Here is a 16,658-nt window from a genome sequence, read left to right on the forward strand (position 1 = left end):
TTAACCTTCGGCAACTGTGTGCGTGGTCACGAAATACGGTGTGCCGAACCGAATTAAAAGGATTCTAATTCTTTCCGTTCAGCATTGCTATAAGATTCCGCACCGCTCGACCGCGGTCGTCGCCCCTGCTGGACACCCACCGCCGATCAGCGCCTCGCCAGTTCGCCGCGGATCGGCGCTGAAACCCGTCCCGCCGGGCGCGGCGATCGTCCGGTACCACCGGATACGTCCCGCCACCGTCGGCCGGCTCGGCACCGCGCCGGATGCTCATCCGATGCGGCCATAGTTGTGTGTGGCGTCACATCAGTGCTGTTCAGCGGGCACACCGGGCGTGTAAACAAATGTAAACCGCGGGAGAACCAGTCGTTTCCGAAGCATCACCGCCGACCCGCCGACGCACCCCTCGATCTCCGCGTTCGGCCAGCTCGCGCCTCGTTCACCCTGGTGAGCCCCCGATCGCGGGCGCCGCCACGTACCTTCCCCGTGACCACAGCATTTCGCCGACCTCACAGCTCACCGCGACCCGAATCCGGATGTGAAAAGTTCGTTTTGCCGAAGGAGTCCGCCTCCTTAGAGTTTCCCCAACAGCCCGATTTCACGTACTCGAAGGGGGCGTCGTGGTTAATTCGCGCACGCAAGGTCCGTCGCCCACCGATTTCGGCGACACATTGCTGAACCTCGGTAAGTATTTTCAGCGGGGCGAGGTCTCGCCCGACAACCGGTCCGTCTACAAGGTCGGCGGCCGCGATGCCGACGAGTTCTACCGGGACCGCTGGTCGCACGACAAGGTGGTGCGCTCCACCCACGGCGTGAACTGCACCGGCTCGTGTTCCTGGAAGATCTACGTCAAGGACGGCGTGATCACCTGGGAGTCCCAGCAGACCGACTACCCGTCGGTGGGCTCGGACAAGCCCGAGTACGAGCCGCGCGGCTGCCCGCGTGGCGCCTCCTTCTCCTGGTACACCTACTCCCCTGCCCGCGTGCGCTACCCGTACGTGCGTGGCACCTTGCTCGACCTGTACCGCAAGGCCAAGGCCGAACTCAAGGACCCGGTGCTGGCCTGGGAGTCCATCGTCGAGGACCCGGCCAAGGCCAAGGCGTACAAGACCGCGCGCGGTAAGGGCGGTTTCGTCCGCGCCGAATGGTGGGAAGCCGCCGAGATCGCGGCCGCCGCGCATGTCTACACGATCAAGCAGTACGGCCCCGACCGCGTGGCCGGCTTCTCGCCGATCCCCGCGATGTCGATGGTCAGCCACGCCACCGGCGCGCGCTTCGTGTCGCTGATCGGTGGCTACATGCTGTCGTTCTACGACTGGTACGCCGACCTGCCGGTGGCCTCGCCGCAGGTGTTCGGCGACCAGACCGACGTGCCGGAGTCCGCCGACTGGTTCGACGCGGGCTACCTCATCATGTGGGGCTCCAACGTCCCGGTGACCCGCACCCCCGACGCGCACTACATGACCGAGGCGCGCTACCGCGGCCAGAAGGTCGTGGTGGTCTCCCCCGACTACGCCGACAACACCAAGTTCGCCGACGAATGGGTGGCCGCGCGCCCTGGTACCGACGCCGCGCTGGCGATGTCGATGGGCCACGTGGTGCTCAAGGAGTTCTTCATCGAGAAGCAGACTCCGATGTTCACCGACTACATCAAGTCCTACACCGATCTGCCGTACCTGATCTGCCTCGACGAGGCGGCAGATCAGGACGGCGCCCTTCCCGGCAAGTTCCTCACCGCCGCCGATCTGGGCCACACCGGCGAGGGCGTCGAGCACCAGCCGGTGCTGCTGGACCAGGCGGGCAACCCGGTCGTGCCCAACGGCTCGCTCGGCCACCGCTTCGGCGAGCGCGAGGCGGGCAAGTGGAACCTCGACCTCGAGGGTGTCGACCCGCTGCTCACCCTGCTCGGCCATTCCGCCGACGAGCCCGCCACCATCGCGCTGCCGCGATTCGACACCGATGTCGCCGGGTCGATCATCCGCGGTGTGCCGACGAAAATCGTTGCGGGCAAACGGGTTACCACCGTCTTCGACCTGTTGCTCGCACAGTACGGCGTCGGCCGCGACGGCCTGCCGGGTGAATGGGCCAAGGGCTACGACGACGCCGAGTCGCCGTACACCCCGGCCTGGCAGGAGAACATCACCGGCGTTCCCGCCGCGCAGGCCGCGCGCATCGGACGCGAATTCGCCGACAACGCCGAACGTTCCGGCGGTCGCTCGATGATCCTGATGGGCGCGGGCACCAACCACTGGTTCCACTCCGATCAGATCTACCGTGCCTTCTTCACCCTGACGCTGCTCACCGGCTGCCAGGGCAAGAACGGTGGCGGCTGGGCCCATTACGTCGGCCAGGAGAAGTGCCGTCCCGTCACCGGTTGGGCCACGTTGGCTTCCGCGTCCGACTGGCAGCGTCCGCCGCGTCAGATGCAGGGCACCGTGTTCTGGTACCTCACCAATGACCAGTGGCGTTACGACCCCTTCACCTCGGACTCGTTCGCGTCGCCGCTGGGCAAGGGCAAGTTCGCCGGCCGCACCGCCGCCGACAACATCGCCCTGGCGAGTCGTCTGGGCTGGATGCCCAGCTACCCCACGTTCAACCGCAACCCACTCGACCTCGCCGACGAGGCAGCCGAAGCGGGCAAGACCCCCGCCGAGCACGTCGTCGACGGTTTGAAATCGGGCGACCTGCGCTTCGCCTGCGAAGACCCCGACGCTCCGGAGAACTTCCCGCGCGTGCTCACCGTGTGGCGCGCGAACCTGCTCGGCTCCTCGGGCAAGGGCAACGAGTACTTCCAGAAGCACCTGCTCGGCTGCGGGTCCAACCTGCAGACCACCGATGCGACCGGCGTGCGCCCGAAAGAACTGGAATGGCGTGAGGAAGGTGCCGAGGGCAAGCTGGATCTGCTTCTCGCACTGGACTTCCGGATGACCAGCACCACGCTGTTCGCCGACATCGTGCTGCCCGCCGCCACCTGGTACGAGAAGCACGACCTGTCCTCCACCGACATGCACCCCTTCGTGCACGCGTTCTCCCCCGCCATCTCGCCGCCGTGGGAGGCCAAGACCGACTTCGAGGCGTTCCACCGGATCGCGCGTGGGTTCTCCTGGCTGGCCGAGAAGCACCTCGGCACCCGCAAAGACATTGTCGCGGTGCCGTTGCAGCACGATTCTCCCGACGCGCTGGCGCAGGCCGGTGGCAAGGTGCTGGACTGGAAAGCCGGTGAGTGCGAGCCGATTCCGGGCAAGACCATGCCCAAGATCGTGGAGATCGAACGCGACTACACCAAGATCGCGGAGAAGCTGGCCGCGCTCGGGCCACTGGTGGAGAAGCTCGGTCTGACGACCAAGGGCATCACCACCTTCCCCGAGGAAGAGGTGGAGTACCTGGCCGGGCAGAACGGCACCATCGTCTCCGGCATCGCGGCGGGCCGGCCGTCACTGGCCAAGGACACCCACGCCGCCGAGGCCATTCTGTCGCTGTCGGGCACCACCAACGGCCGGCTGGCGGTCGAAGGGTTCGAGGCGCTGGAGCGGCGTACCGGCACCGAACTGGTCGACCTCGCGAAAGAGGCCGAGGGCAAACGGATTACCTTCGCCGACACCCAAGCTCGCCCGGTACCCGTGATCACCTCGGCGGAATGGTCGGGCTCGGAATCCGGTGGTCGCCGGTACTCGCCGTTCACCATCAATGTCGAGCGGCTCAAGCCGTGGCACACCCTCACCGGTCGCCAGCACTTCTACCTCGACCACGACTGGATGATCGAACTCGGCGAGCAACTGCCGATCTTCCGTCCGCCCCTGGATATGTCGGCGCTGTTCGCGGAGCCGAGCATCGGCAATGTGAGCGGCAACGGCCTGACGGTGCGGTACCTGACGCCGCACTCCAAGTGGTCGATCCACTCTGCCTACCAGGACAACCTGCACATGCTGACGCTCTCGCGCGGCGGTCAGACGATCTGGATGTCGGACGTCGACGCCAAGAAGATCGGGGTGGCGGACAACGATTGGATCGAGGCGATCAACCGCAACGGTGTCGTCGTCGCCCGCGCGATCGTCTCGCACCGCATGCCGGAAGGCACGGTCTTCATGTACCACGCCCAGGACCGCGCGGTCGACGTACCGCGCATCGAAGGCGCCGAGGACACCACGAAGGAAGCCAAGGGCAAGCGCGGTGGTATCCACAACGCGCTCACCCGGGTGCTGATCAAGCCCTCGCACCTGATCGGCGGCTACGCCCAGCAGTCCTTCGCCCTGAACTACCACGGCCCCACCGGAAACCAGCGTGACGAAGTCACCACGATCCGCCGCCGCAACCAGAACGTGGAGTACTGACATGCGTGTAATGGCTCAGCTCGCCATGGTCATGAACCTGGACAAGTGCATCGGCTGCCACACCTGCTCGGTCACCTGCAAGCAGGCGTGGACCAACCGCGGCGGCACCGAGTACGTGTGGTTCAACAACGTGGAAACCCGTCCCGGACAGGGTTATCCGCGCCAGTACGAGGACCAGGAGAAGTGGAAGGGTGGCTGGACGCTCAACAAGCGCGGCAAGCTGACCCTCAAGTCGGGCTCGCGTTTCAAGCGCCTGATGAACATCTTCGCCAACCCCGATCTGCCCACGGTCGACGACTACTACGAGCCGTGGAGCTACGACTACGACAACCTGTTGTCGTCGCCGCCCACGGACACCACCCCGGTCGCGCGGCCCAAGTCGCTGATCACCGGTGAGGACACCAAGGTCACCTGGGGTGCGAACTGGGACGACGACCTGGGTTCGGGTCCCGAGCAGGTCGGCAAGGACCCCATCCTCGGCAAGCTGGAAACCAAGGTGAAACTGGAGTTCGAAGAGACCTTCATGTTCTACCTGCCGCGCATCTGCGAGCACTGCCTCAACCCCTCCTGCGCCGCGTCGTGCCCCTCGGGTGCGATCTACAAGCGCGAGGAAGACGGCATCGTGCTCGTCGATCAGGACAAATGCCGTGGTTGGCGGCAGTGCATCACCGGCTGCCCGTACAAGAAGATCTACTTCAACCACAAGACGGGCAAGGCGGAGAAATGTACTTTCTGCTACCCGCGTGTGGAAGTCGGGATTCCGACCGTGTGCTCGGAGACCTGTGTCGGGCGGCTGCGCTACATCGGCGTGATGCTCTACGACGCCGACGCGGTGCTCGAAGCGGCCCAGGTCACCGATCCGCAGGATCTCTACACCTCCCAGCTCGGGGTGTTCCTCAACCCGCATGACCCGCGCGTGATCGCCGAAGCCGAGAAGGCAGGCATCTCGTCGGATTGGATTACCGCCGCACAGGATTCGCCGGTGTACAAGCTGATCGTCGACTACCAGTTGGCGCTCCCGCTGCACCCGGAATACCGGACGATGCCGATGGTCTGGTACGTACCGCCGCTGTCGCCGGTCGTCGACGTGCTCTCCGAGACCGGTCACGATGGCGAGGACGTGCGCAACCTGTTCGGCGCCATCGACGCGCTGCGCATCCCGCTCGAATACCTCGCCGAGCTGTTCACCGCCGGGGAGATCGGGCCGGTGCGGTCCTCGTTGCAGCGGCTGGCCGGGATGCGGGCATTCATGCGTTCGGTCAACTTGGGCGAGGAACCCGAAGCCCACATCGCGCCGTCGATCGGTCTCGAGCCCGAAGAGATCGAGGCAATGTACCGGCTGCTCGCCATCGCCAAGTACGAGCACCGGTACGTGATCCCGATGGGCGCGACTTCCAAAGCGCACGAACTGGATTCGCTGGCCACCGGGTGCAGTCTCGACACCGACGGCGGGCCCGGCATGACCGCGTTCGACCAGGTCGTCGAGAAGTTCTCGCTGTCGGACACCAATCAGGCCGCGCCCGAGGAGAAGTCGGGCCGGATCAACCTGCTCAACTGGGATGGGCGCAGCACCAGTGGACTCCTGCCGAACGCGAACGGCAAGACAGCCGGCAACGGGGAGACCGGTAACGGCAACGGCAGCAACGGCGCTGCCGTCGCCGACACCCCGGTGAGCGGTGTCGCACCATGAGTCTGCTGTCGATTCGTAAACGGCCCCAACCGGTTACCGAGATGGCCGAGCACGACCGCCTGGTCGTGTGGCGGCTCGCCGCGCTCCTGCTCGACTACCCCGGCGAGCAGACCCTGGCCATGCTCGACCAGTTGACCGAAGCCGCGGCGCGATTGCCCGACGAGGTGCAGGCGCACTTCGCCGAGATACTCGCCTACCTGCGCGACACCCCGGCGATCGAGGTGGCACAGAGCTACGTCGAAACCTTCGACATGCGCCGCCGCGCCAGCCTGCACCTGACGTTCTACGCCTTCGGTGACACCCGCAAACGCGGGATGGCGCTGCTGCGGTTCAAGCATGCCTACCGCCAGGCGGGGGTGGAACTCGGCGACGAGGAACTGCCCGACCACCTGCCGGTGCTGCTGGAATTCGCCGCCACCATCGACCCGATCGGTGGCGAACGCCTGCTCGGCGAGCACGTGCCGGTAATGGAACTGCTGCGGTTGTCGCTGGGCGACAACAACTCTCCCTACAGCGGCGTCCTCGGCGCGGTCCTCACCACCTTGCCGCCGGTCACCACCGCCGACCGCAGGCGCATCGCCGAACTCGCCGCCCAGGGTCCGCCCGAGGAAGAGGTCGGCCTCGAGCCGTACGCCATGGACCCCGCACTCTTCGAAGCCACGGAAGGCCGCAGATGAACGCCACCATCCCCCTGCCCGAAGGCCTGTGGCTGATCCTGCCCTACATCGCGGCGACTTCCTTTGTGCTGGGCCATGTCTGGCGCTATCGCTTCGACCAGTTCGGCTGGACCACCCGTTCCTCGCAGATCTATGAGTCCAAGCTGCTGCAACTGGGCAGCCCGCTGTTCCACTTCGGCATGCTCGGCGTGTTCTTCGGTCACGTGATGGGCCTGCTGATCCCCGAATCCTGGACCGCGGCGGTCGGCATCTCCGAGCACGCCTATCACATCCTCGCTGTCGGTGCGGGTTCCATCGCCGGACTCATGGTCGTGCTCGGCGTTGCCATCCTGTGCTACCGCCGCATCGTCATTCCGGCCGTGCGCAAGAACACCAGCCGCAACGACGTGATGATGTACACGCTGCTGACCTTGGCCCTGGTCACCGGCCTGAGCAACACCTGGGGTTCCAACCTGCTGTGGGGTACCTACAACTACCGCACAACCGTCTCCCCCTGGTTCCGCAGCCTGTTCTCGATCAACCCCGAACCGGGCCTGATGGTCGGTGTCCCCTGGACCTTCCAGCTCCACGGCCTCGTGGTCCTCGCCCTGATCGCGGCCTGGCCCTACACCCGCCTGGTCCACATGTTCAGCGCCCCCATCGGCTACGTCACCCGCCCTTACATCGTCTACCGCCGCAAGGAAGTGGAGACCAAGGACAAGACCCGTTTCGCCAAGGCGTGGGACGCGCCGGTCACCCCGGATCGCTGGTAGTAGCCCGCCGCGGCCAGGCCGGGCGCAACGCTGCCTCAACTGCGTCTTCCAAGGCGGTCAACGCGGCAGCGGTTCGAGCGAAAGGTCCGTCCGGGTTCGCGGCCGTCGCGGCGAGATGGTCGATCTCGGCGCGCTGAATGTCCTCAGCCGTACATAACCTGACCTCGGTGATCTCCAGCCTGCGGTTCAGCTCGAAGGCAAGGCCCTCGAGATCCAACGCCCGGTCGATCACCGCCCGGTCGCGTGGAACGCTCAGCGCATTCATCAAGACGGCGGTATCGAGCGTCGCGAGTCTCAGACGTGGGTAGATCTGACCCTCCCTCGGGCGCGCGGCGAGTGTCCGCGCTTCCGTCAGCAGGGCACGACTGCGGGTGAGGTCGTGTGCCATGGCCAGCAGCGTTTGACGACGGTTCTGCGCTGCGGCGGCGACCCGGTCGGCGGGTATGCCGCAGATCGCGGCCGCGATCAGTAGTACCGCATTGATCGGTTGCATGACTTCCTGCTTCGGATCGAAGCACCACACCACACTCTGCACGAATACCGCGAGCAACAATCCGCCGGTAATCGTGCGCAGAACGATCAGGTTCATCAGCACTCACCGTCGCAGCGATGGCGGGTTAGACACGGAGCTCTCCCAGATTCGCTCCAGCGGGGTTCGCGGCCGGTACCCGGTGTCGTTGTGCCGCAACAACATCAGGAGATTAGCGAAGCCGCCGCGGTCCGCCCCACCCGCTGATTGACGGCACGAAGACCGCGACCGCCGAGCGCGCGCTCCATCCGCCCATACAACCGTTGTCCCTGCCGCGCCCGGTCGCGAGACTTCATGATGCCCTGCGTTGTGGCTTCTGTCACGAAATGCCCGCGGCAGACGGCTTGGTGGCGCGGCTGGCCTGTGGAGCGCCCGAGGTCCTCATGAATCCTGGATCGGTAGCCGAAAAGCCGCGTACGACGAGTTCAGTGGCTTGAGGGCGCGGAAGTCGCGCTCGTCGAGCGTAAGGATCTCGTTCGTCAGATAGCGCTCTGCGAGAGCAACATTGACTGCATCGGCGAGGTCGAGCCGCAAACCTGCGAACTGGCCGATAATACGATGCGCGAGGCGGATGTCAGGATGATCGACCGGTGGAATGAGCACGCTTCCCTCCTCTGCCGACGTCAGTAGATCATCGAGGACAAGGTTGGCGTGGCGGCGGTCCTTACCGAACCGTGCGACCAGCAGGTGGTCGACCTCGTCCAAGACCAGCGCCGACACGACTGCTACGCCAGTGCCGAGCAACTCCCGGACGCGAGGACCTTGTGGAGCGGCGCTGTCATATGCGGCGATGATCGCGGAGGTGTCCGCGATGAAGAAGCTCACTGTTCGTAGGCGTCATTGAGCAGAGTGTCCGCCCGTGTCGCAAAATGCGGATCACCGGAATCAAAAGTAGGCCAAGGTCGTGTGCGCGGAGGCCGAGGGGCACGCAGCAGGATGAGATCAATGCCCTCTCGAATGAGCTCCGCCTCAGATCGACCGGTCGCCTCAGCGGCATGCTTCAAACGCGAGGTTTGCTCCTGATCGAGGTAGACGCTCGTCTTCACCTTCATGCACGTAGGGTATCACGTAGGGCATCGCGTATCGAGGTGATCCAGCCGACGGGAACTCCGACCAGCTACAGGTCACGACGCTGGGTGGCGAGGGATTTGCGGACGGTGCTGAACCAGGCTTGGGTGTCGACGAGACCTTTTTCGTTGTCTTTGCGCCCCCCGGTGAAGCCGAACAGGTCAGCGGCGAAACGACTCAAGACGGTGCTCTCGCTTTCTTCGAGTTCGGTCAGGACTTCGGTGTCGTCGAGTAGATAGGCGACAACAGCAACCTGACCCGCGGGCCACTCGGTGCGGTAGTTCGCCCAGCCGTCGCCGCGCACGGCGCGAGCCTTGGCGAGCAGGTCCTCGCGTAGAGCGTCGCGGTCGGCGTCGGTGGGGTGGCGGGGTTTGCCCCAGGTGATCCGTTTCGCGTCCGACATGTCGAGTCCTCTCGCTGATGTGGCAGTGTTCGGGCCGCGACCGGATTCGGGTCGAACACCGCTCGCCTCGTCAGGTGAGGGTCGCAGATCGAGGTGGGCCCGTCGCGCACCGGGCTCCGCGTGCGCGACGGGTCGGTGCCGTGGACCCGACCGCGAGCAGGTTCGGCTGCCTCGCGGCCCGGTCGACGGGCTGCACTCGTCCTACTCGGCGCGCAGGAAATCCCCCACTCGTTCGGTGCCGAGTGCCGGATCGGCCTGACCCTCGCCGAAGACATATCGCCCGTTGACGAAGACCGCGGTGACGGTCTCGTCGTTGCGGTTGACCATGCGCGAGAGATTGCCGAAGATCGCGATCGGATCCTCGGCGTAGGCGTCCAGGGTTTCGTCGAGGTGGGCTGGGTCGATGACGACGGCGTCGGCACGGTCGCCCACACGCAGGTGACCGGTGTCGAGGCCGTACCAGTCGGCGAGTTCGCCGGTGAGCCGGTGCACCGCGTGTTCGACTGTCATGAACGGCTTTTCGCGGTTCACCGCGTCGTTGACCCGGCGCAGCAGGCGCAGGCCGAAGTTGTAGAAGGCCATATTGCGCAGGTGCGCGCCCGCGTCGGAGAAGCCCAGCTGGACCGACGGGTCGGCGGCCAGGACATCGGCTACCTCCGGGCGGTGGTTGGAAATAGTTGTGCGCCAGCGCAATTTGTCACCGTGCTCGACGAAGAGATCGAGGAACGCGTCGACCGGGTGCACGCCGCCACGGTCGACGCCCACCTCACCGAAGGTCTTGCCGATGACGGTCTCGTCGGGGCAGTCGACGATATCGGCGTCGAAGAAGTCACGGTGCCACGCGCGGGGGCCGTACTTGTTGTCGTAGTCCTTGCGGAACGAGCGGCGGTATTCTTCGTCCTGCATGAGGTGACGCTGCTCGTCGATCTGATCGGACAGGTGCAAAGCGGCAGCGCCGGAACCGAATTCCTCGAACACCGGCAGCGAGATGCCGTCGGAGTACACCTCGAACGGCACCGGCAGATGCTGCCAGCGGAAGTTGCCGTCGAGTCCGTTGATGATCTTGCCGACGGCGGGGAACATCTTGGACGCGCCGGGCACCGCCTTCACATCGGCCGCCGACAGCAGGCTCACCTTGAGCGGATTACGCCAGAGGCCGATGCTCGACACCGCCATCGACACCAAGCTCTTGGGGTTGGTGATGTCGGGCCCGCCCTGCAACGCGCGACCACGCTTGCGCAGGATCGTGTTGAGCCGGTGGCGTTCCTTGCTCTTGGCATACGTGGACGGCAGCGTGCGCGATCGGCAGGTTTCCCCATCGAGCTTGTCGAAAAGCAGCTGCTGCGAGGACATTCCGACGAACCCGGCGTCGAGCGCGTCGACGAGCATGCGCTCGATCTCGGCCAGCTCATCGGCGGACGGCTTCACTTCCTTGCGGGTGGAGCGGTCCAGACCCATCACCGCCGCGCGGATATCGGAGTGGCCGATGAAGCCGGCCAGGTTGGGGCCCAGCGGCAACTGCTCGAGCGCGTCGATGTATTCGCCTGCGGTACTCCAGGTCTGGACGTCGTTCATCGCGCCGACCACGTATTGGCGCGGGATGGCCTCGACCCGGCCGAACAGGTCGCCCGCGGTCTCACCGTCGACGTGCACGGTCGAGAGCGAACACGAACCGAGCAGCACGGTGGTGACGCCGTGGCGCACCGACTCCGACAGCGACGGGTCGAGCAGGACCTCCACGTCGTAGTGGGTGTGGATGTCGATCATGCCTGGCATGACCCATTTGCCGGTCGCGTCGACGACCCGGTCGCAGCCGGTTTCGTCGAGCGGGGTCGCCGAGATCTCGGCGACCTTGCCGTCGGTGATGCCGAGGTGGCGAACCGCGGACGGGGCGCCGGTGCCGTCGAAGAACCGGCCACCTTTGATGATGCTGTCGAACATTTCTGACCCCTTTTAGATCGCGAGCTCGCGCCTGATGACTTTACCGGTCGCGTTGCGCGGCAGCATGTCCGAAGTGATCCGCCAGCGGACGGGCACCTTGAAATAGGCGAGGCGTTCGGCGACGAAGGCGCGCAGTTCCTCCGGGTCCACCGTGCCCGGTTCGGCGACGACGATGGCCGCTACTTCCTGGCCGAGATCGGGATGGCTCATGCCGAAGACCGCGCAATCGAGAACGGCCGGGTGTTCGACGAGTACGTTCTCGATCTCGGTGGGGTAGACGTTCTCGCCGCCGCGCAGGATCAGGTCGGTCCGTCGGCCCGACACGGTCAGTCTGCCCTGGTTCAGGGTGCCGAAATCGCCGGAGCGCAGCCACCTTTGGTCGTCGATCGAGGCCTTGGTCGCCGCGTCGTCGTTCCAGTAACCGAGCATCACATAGGGGCTGCGGATGCAGATCTCACCCTCTTCACCGTCGCCGACGGCGTTGCCCGCGGCATCGCGGATCTCCATCGCGACCCCGATGATCGCCCTCCCGACCGAGGCATCGTCGGCGGCCAGGTCGAGCGGGGTGGCGACAGTCGCCGCGGTGCCGCTCTCGGTGAGCCCGTAGCTGGTGGTCAGCGCGAATTGCAGGGTCGGCATCTTCGCACGCAAGGCGGCGAGCAACGCGGGCGAGGACGGCGCGGAGTTCAGCGAAAGCGCGGAGAGCGAAGACAGATCATGCTGGTCCACATCATGGTCCAGCAGCCGCGAGGCCATGGTCGGCACCGCGGCCCAGTTGGTGACCTTCTCGCTCTCGACCAGGCTCAGTACCCGGCCGACTTCGAAGCCACCGTGTGGGAACACCACTGCCGCACCGGTCCGCAGCCGGGGAATGACGAGGTTGTGCAGACTGGCGATGTGGAACAGCGGCGCGGTGACCAGGTATCGGCGGTCGCTCGGCGCGTCGCCGGGCTCCTGACCCATGAACGCGGCGAGCATAGCGTCGGTGAAACGGTGGTAGTCGCTGATCGCCACCATGTTTCGCTGCGAATGGACAACGCCTTTCGGCCTGCCACTGGTACCGCTGGTGTAGAGGATGACGGCCGGATCGTCTTCGGCGACCGGCGTGCTGGGGATCTCGCCGCCACCGAACTCGGTGATCAGGGCGGGCAGATCCTCGTCCATGGTCAAGATGGGCAGCTCGGTCGCTGTTTCGGCTAGCAGCGCAGCCCTTTTCGCGTCCGCGATGACCACGGTCGGCGTGGCGTGCTCGAGCCCGTAGGCGATCTCCCGAGGTGCCCACCAGGCGTTGTAGCCGACCGGGATCGCGCCGAGGCACTGCGCCGCCCAGAACGCGATCACCCAGTCCGGCCCGTTGGCGGCCAGGATGCCGACGCGATCGCCCTTACCGATGCCGTACCTGGCGGCGAGCGCGGTGGCCAGCGCGCCCGCGGCCGCGGCGTGCTCGGCGAAGGAGATCCGGCGGTCCTCGGTGACGAGGTAGTCGCGCTCGCCCCATCGCAGTGAGTGCTCCAGCAGTTCACGCAAGCTGGCGTAGCGCTTGGCGAAAACCGGAATCGGCACGCCGACAACGGGTTCGACGGTCATCTCGAACGGTGCGCCGGGAGCGGTGAGGCCCGCGGCGACCTTGGCGACGAATTCCTGCGGGTCTACAGCGTTGGTCATGTTCTTCTTCTCCATCAGGGAATGAGGACGGCGCGTCCGCGGATCGCGCCGGAGTCGAGTCGGTCGAAGGCGGCGCGCGCGTCGGCGAGGTCGAACCGCTCGACCTCCGCGCGCACCTTGCCCGCGGCGGCGAGCGCCACCACGTCGATAAGGTCGGTTCTGGTGCCGCCGTAGGACTTTCGAACGGTGGCACCCCACGGCAGACCGGGTCCGCCCGCCGGTCCCGAGTCGATGCCGGGGATACCGCCGCCGAGGCCGACCATTCGGTAGGCGCCGTTCGGGGCGACAGTTTCGACGGCCAGTTTCGCGGTGGGATCGGAGCCGACGAAGTCGAACACCGCCTCCGCGCCACGTCCACCGGTGAGCTCCAGGATCGTGGCCGCGGTGTTCTCGTCGGCCTTCAACGCGATGTCGGCGCCGCATTCGGTGGCGAGGGCGAGCTTGTCGGCGTCGACGTCGACCGCGATCACCGTGGTCTCGGTGAGGGTCTTCAACAGTTGGATCGCCACGTGGCCGAGTCCGCCGATGCCGATGGCGACCGCGGTAGCGCCGGGCCACAGCTGGTCCATGGCGCCGCGGATGGCGTGCATCGGCGTGAGTGCCGCGTCCGCCAGTGGTGCGGCATGGGCGAAGTCCAGTTCGTCGGCGATCGGCACGAACGAGCGAACCGGGATGCGGACGTACTCGGCCATGCCACCGTCGGGCCCGAGACCGGGGCACGGTGGCATCGCGGTGCGACCGGCGGCCAGGCAGACATTCTCGTTGCCGCGCAGGCACTCCCGGCATTCACCGCACGACCAGCACAGGTACACGATGCCCCGCTCCCCGGCCCGTCGGCCTGTCACCGCCGAGCCGACCGCCTCGATCGTGCCCGCGATCTCGTGGCCCAACGTGAGTGGGGACTCGCTCATCGGAAACGGCAAGCCGAGGACGAACGAATCCGAATGGCAGATCCCGGCCGCGCCGACCCGCAGCAGCAGATCATCGGGGCCGAGCTCGGGCACGGGCACCGTGCGCAATTCGAGGGTGCCCGGGGCTGTCAACTGCATCGCGCGCATGGTCATCGGGCGCCGCCGACCGCGTCGAACGTGGCCTTCAGATAGCTGTCACACCTATTGGAACCGATCAAACCGGTGGCCATCCGATTCATGGTGTAGGCGAAGGTGATTCGGCGATCCAGGTCGTTGACCACCATCGAGCCGCCGTACCCGGCCCACCAGCACACCCGCCCGTCCGGAATGTGCGGGAAGGTCTGCGGCCGGGGCAGCCCGTAGCCGATGCCGAAGCGCAGCGGGGCGAGCAAGGCGAGATCGATCCCGTCGGCCTGCTCGCGGAAGATCAGCTCGATCGTCGCGGGCGAGAGGAACTGCCTGCCGCTCAGCTCGCCACCGTTGGCGATCAGCGACTGGACGCGCGCCACCGAGCGCGCGTTGCCGTGCCCGTTGGTGCCGCCGATCTCGGCCGCGCGCCAGGCGGGCGTCGCGGTTTCGGAGACCTCCAGCCAGGGACTGGTGAGCGTCTTGATCAGCACGCTGTCCTGATCGAGGGTCGACAGGTCGAAATCCGGCATCTCCGGCGGGATCAGGGTGGCGATCCGGTCGGCGTGCTCGGGGCCGGTGCCGATGTGGAAATCGGCGCCCAAGGGCCCGGCCAGCTCGTCGGCGAAGAACCGGCCGAGCGAACGACCGGTGATGCGGCGCACCAGTTCACCGATGAGATGGCCGTAGTTGATGGCGTGATAGCCCGAGGCGGTGCCCGGCTCCCACCACGGCGCCTGCGTTGCCAGCCGGGCGGCGGCGGCATCGGTGTCGTAGATGTCGGACAGCTCGATCGGCTTGTCCCAGCCCGAGACACCCGAGGTGTGCGAGAGCAGGTGGCGGACTTCGATGTCGGCCTTGCCGTTCGCCGCGAATTCGGGCCAGTAGTGGGCGACGCGCTGGTCGACGTCGAGTTCGCCCCGGTCCACCAGCAGCAAAGCGCACAGCGCGGTCATCGTCTTGGTGACCGAGAAGACGTTGACCAGGGTGTCGGCGCCCCACGGGGTCTTGTGCTCAGGATCGGCGTAGCCACCCCAGAGGTCGAGAACCGGATCGCCGTCGACGGTGACGCACAGGGCGGCACCGAGTTCGGCGCCGGAGGCGAGGTGTTCGTCGAATGCCGCACGCACCCCGGCGAATTCGTCGCGGCAAAAGCCCGAAGAGGTGCTCATCGCGCCACCTCGACCGTCACCCGAGCGGGCACCGGCAGGGAATTCCCCGCGGCAGCGGCACGTTTCGCTCCGCGCTCCATCTCCTTGGTCATCGCGCGCACGTACGGCTCGAATTCGGTCTGGATGGTGTGGCGGGGCGAATCGTAGTAGCGCCCACTACGTTTGGCTTCCTGTGCCCCGAGCACGTCGTCGATCTGCGTGCGCGGCGGCAGGTGATAGCGGCCGGTCAGATAGGCGGCGACCAGCTTGCTCTGCTGCTCGGCGAAGTTCACCAGGGTCGGCATCGGCTGGGCGAGACCGAGATAGAACAGGTTGTCCACGCCGGGCTTCATCATCATCTGGAACAGCGGGAACCGATTGGCCGCGTCGGGCACCAGTTCGGTGTCGGTGAAGAACGGGAAGCTGATGTGGTAGCCGGTCGCGCAGACGATCACGTCGATCTGCTCGCTGCTGGCATCGGCGAAATGCACAGTGTCGCCATCCAATCGGGTGATCGCGGGCTTGCACTCCACGTCACCGCAGCCGGCCCGGTGCAGGAACTCCTCACTCGCCGACGGATGCGCCTCGAAGGGCTCATGATCGGGTGTCGGCAGACCGTAGGTCGACATCTCGCCGCGGTTCTTGCGGACGAAGCGTTGCTTGAGCTTGAGCGCGATCTTGCCGGGAATCCACGCCGGCATCGAAGCCCGGTCGCCCACTTGCCCGTTCACGTACTTGGGCAGCACCCACACGCCCCGGCGGGCGGAGACGAACAGCTTCGAGGCGAGGAAGCGCTGGGACAGTTCCGAGGCGATGTCGAGGCCCGAGTTGCCCATGCCGACCACCACGATCCGCTTGCCGCGCATATCGATCGGGTCGAACGGGTCGTTGTAGGCGTGGCTGTGCATGAGCACGCCGTCGAATTCGCCTGGATAGTCCGGGAATCGGGGATTCCAGTGATGGCCGTTGCAGACGATCAGCGCGTCGTAGACCTCGGTCTCGCCGGTCGCCGTCGTCACCCGCCACAGACCCGCGTCGTCGCGCTCGGCGGCGGTGACCAGGCTGTTGAACCGGATCCGCTCCCGCAGCCCGAAGTGGTCGACGTAGTCCTTGAAGTACTGCAGCAATTGGGAATGGTGCGGGAAGTGCGGCCAATCCGCCGGTGCCGGAAAGTCCTCGAATTGCAGGCGGTACTTCGAGGTGTCGATGTGCAGGCTCTGATAGCACGCCGACATGCCATTGGGGTTCTTGAAGTACCAGTTGCCACCGACCTCGTCAGATGCCTCGTAGCAGTCGAACGGAATCCCGTTCTCGGCCAGCCTTTTCGCGGCGGTGATACCCGAAGGTCCGGCGCCGATGACGCAGACCTTGGGTAAATGACGTGAATCCATGCACAACTCCTGAGCGGCCTCGGTCA

General features: G+C 66.0%; 13 protein-coding genes. 4 read left to right on the forward strand and 9 right to left on the reverse strand.

What is annotated here, in order from left to right; translation table 11 throughout:
* Positions 1 to 617 precede the first annotated feature (617 nt).
* The 4 genes from ACFWO8_RS00175 to narI are packed head-to-tail and all read left to right on the forward strand — an operon-like array spanning position 618 to position 7,447.
* Positions 618 to 4,328 carry a nitrate reductase subunit alpha gene (locus ACFWO8_RS00175; RefSeq protein ID WP_378940232.1) on the forward strand — a complete coding sequence of 1,237 codons (3,711 nt, stop codon included), beginning with the start codon at positions 618 to 620 and terminating at the stop codon, positions 4,326 to 4,328.
* A gap of 10 nt (positions 4,329 to 4,338) precedes the next feature.
* Positions 4,339 to 6,018 carry a nitrate reductase subunit beta gene (gene narH, locus ACFWO8_RS00180; RefSeq protein ID WP_378942908.1) on the forward strand — a complete coding sequence of 560 codons (1,680 nt, stop codon included), beginning with the start codon at positions 4,339 to 4,341 and terminating at the stop codon, positions 6,016 to 6,018.
* Positions 6,015 to 6,695, forward strand: a complete 681-nt coding sequence (gene narJ / locus ACFWO8_RS00185) for a nitrate reductase molybdenum cofactor assembly chaperone (RefSeq protein WP_378940234.1) — start codon at positions 6,015 to 6,017, stop codon at positions 6,693 to 6,695. The genes narH and narJ overlap by 4 nt, the downstream gene beginning before the upstream one ends.
* Positions 6,692 to 7,447 (forward strand): respiratory nitrate reductase subunit gamma, encoded by a 756-nt coding sequence (gene narI, locus ACFWO8_RS00190; RefSeq protein WP_378940236.1) that lies wholly within the window; start codon positions 6,692 to 6,694, stop codon positions 7,445 to 7,447. Before narJ ends, narI begins: the two co-directional genes overlap by 4 nt.
* On the opposite strand, the gene ACFWO8_RS00195 is transcribed toward narI, so the two are convergent.
* From ACFWO8_RS00195 to ACFWO8_RS00235, 9 genes are all read right to left on the reverse strand, one after another.
* On the reverse strand, positions 7,428 to 8,036 hold the full coding sequence (locus ACFWO8_RS00195) for a hypothetical protein (protein ID WP_378940238.1): 609 nt from the start codon (positions 8,034 to 8,036) through the stop codon (positions 7,428 to 7,430). The two genes, narI and ACFWO8_RS00195, sit on opposite strands and share 20 nt — an antisense overlap.
* A gap of 321 nt (positions 8,037 to 8,357) precedes the next feature.
* The gene (locus tag ACFWO8_RS00200) at positions 8,358 to 8,801 is read right to left on the reverse strand and encodes a PIN domain-containing protein (protein ID WP_378940240.1); all 444 of its coding nucleotides are present in this window, start codon (positions 8,799 to 8,801) and stop codon (positions 8,358 to 8,360) included.
* Positions 8,798 to 9,028 carry a CopG family transcriptional regulator gene (locus tag ACFWO8_RS00205; protein ID WP_378940242.1) on the reverse strand — a complete coding sequence of 77 codons (231 nt, stop codon included), beginning with the start codon at positions 9,026 to 9,028 and terminating at the stop codon, positions 8,798 to 8,800. The genes ACFWO8_RS00200 and ACFWO8_RS00205 overlap by 4 nt, the downstream gene beginning before the upstream one ends.
* A 65-nt stretch (positions 9,029 to 9,093) precedes the next feature.
* On the reverse strand, positions 9,094 to 9,447 hold the full coding sequence (locus ACFWO8_RS00210; protein ID WP_378940244.1) for a hypothetical protein: 354 nt from the start codon (positions 9,445 to 9,447) through the stop codon (positions 9,094 to 9,096).
* Between the two features lie 201 nt (positions 9,448 to 9,648).
* Entirely contained in the window at positions 9,649 to 11,388 is a 1,740-nt protein-coding gene (locus tag ACFWO8_RS00215) for an amidohydrolase family protein (RefSeq protein WP_378940246.1), read from the reverse strand.
* Between the two features lie 12 nt (positions 11,389 to 11,400).
* On the reverse strand, positions 11,401 to 13,053 hold the full coding sequence (locus tag ACFWO8_RS00220; protein ID WP_378940248.1) for a class I adenylate-forming enzyme family protein: 1,653 nt from the start codon (positions 13,051 to 13,053) through the stop codon (positions 11,401 to 11,403).
* 14 nt (positions 13,054 to 13,067) lie between these two features.
* Complete coding sequence (locus ACFWO8_RS00225; protein WP_378942913.1) at positions 13,068 to 14,111, reverse strand: NAD(P)-dependent alcohol dehydrogenase; 1,044 nt, start codon at positions 14,109 to 14,111, stop codon at positions 13,068 to 13,070.
* Between the two features lie 2 nt (positions 14,112 to 14,113).
* Positions 14,114 to 15,262 (reverse strand): serine hydrolase domain-containing protein, encoded by a 1,149-nt coding sequence (locus ACFWO8_RS00230; RefSeq protein WP_378940250.1) that lies wholly within the window; start codon positions 15,260 to 15,262, stop codon positions 14,114 to 14,116.
* On the reverse strand, positions 15,259 to 16,632 hold the full coding sequence (locus ACFWO8_RS00235) for a flavin-containing monooxygenase (RefSeq protein ID WP_378940252.1): 1,374 nt from the start codon (positions 16,630 to 16,632) through the stop codon (positions 15,259 to 15,261). Before ACFWO8_RS00235 ends, ACFWO8_RS00230 begins: the two co-directional genes overlap by 4 nt.
* Between the last annotated feature and the right edge of the window lie 26 nt (positions 16,633 to 16,658).

Source organism: Nocardia sp. NPDC058480 (assembly GCF_042720495.1).
In the GTDB taxonomy this organism is placed as follows: domain Bacteria; phylum Actinomycetota; class Actinomycetes; order Mycobacteriales; family Mycobacteriaceae; genus Nocardia.

Bases quoted from the DNA above. Each gene is read 5' to 3' on its own strand.
- narH (WP_378942908.1), top strand. From the start codon at position 4,339: ATGGCTCAGCTCGCCATGGTCATGAACCTGGACAAGTGCATCGGCTGC.
- narJ (WP_378940234.1), top strand. From the start codon at position 6,015: ATGAGTCTGCTGTCGATTCGTAAACGGCCCCAACCGGTTACCGAGATG.
- narI (WP_378940236.1), top strand. From the start codon at position 6,692: ATGAACGCCACCATCCCCCTGCCCGAAGGCCTGTGGCTGATCCTGCCC.
- ACFWO8_RS00195 (WP_378940238.1), bottom strand. From the start codon at position 8,036: ATGAACCTGATCGTTCTGCGCACGATTACCGGCGGATTGTTGCTCGCG.
- ACFWO8_RS00205 (WP_378940242.1), bottom strand. From the start codon at position 9,028: ATGAAGGTGAAGACGAGCGTCTACCTCGATCAGGAGCAAACCTCGCGT.
- ACFWO8_RS00210 (WP_378940244.1), bottom strand. From the start codon at position 9,447: ATGTCGGACGCGAAACGGATCACCTGGGGCAAACCCCGCCACCCCACC.
- ACFWO8_RS00215 (WP_378940246.1), bottom strand. From the start codon at position 11,388: ATGTTCGACAGCATCATCAAAGGTGGCCGGTTCTTCGACGGCACCGGC.
- ACFWO8_RS00220 (WP_378940248.1), bottom strand. From the start codon at position 13,053: ATGACCAACGCTGTAGACCCGCAGGAATTCGTCGCCAAGGTCGCCGCG.
- ACFWO8_RS00225 (WP_378942913.1), bottom strand. From the start codon at position 14,111: ATGCGCGCGATGCAGTTGACAGCCCCGGGCACCCTCGAATTGCGCACG.
- ACFWO8_RS00230 (WP_378940250.1), bottom strand. From the start codon at position 15,262: ATGAGCACCTCTTCGGGCTTTTGCCGCGACGAATTCGCCGGGGTGCGT.
- ACFWO8_RS00235 (WP_378940252.1), bottom strand. From the start codon at position 16,632: ATGGATTCACGTCATTTACCCAAGGTCTGCGTCATCGGCGCCGGACCT.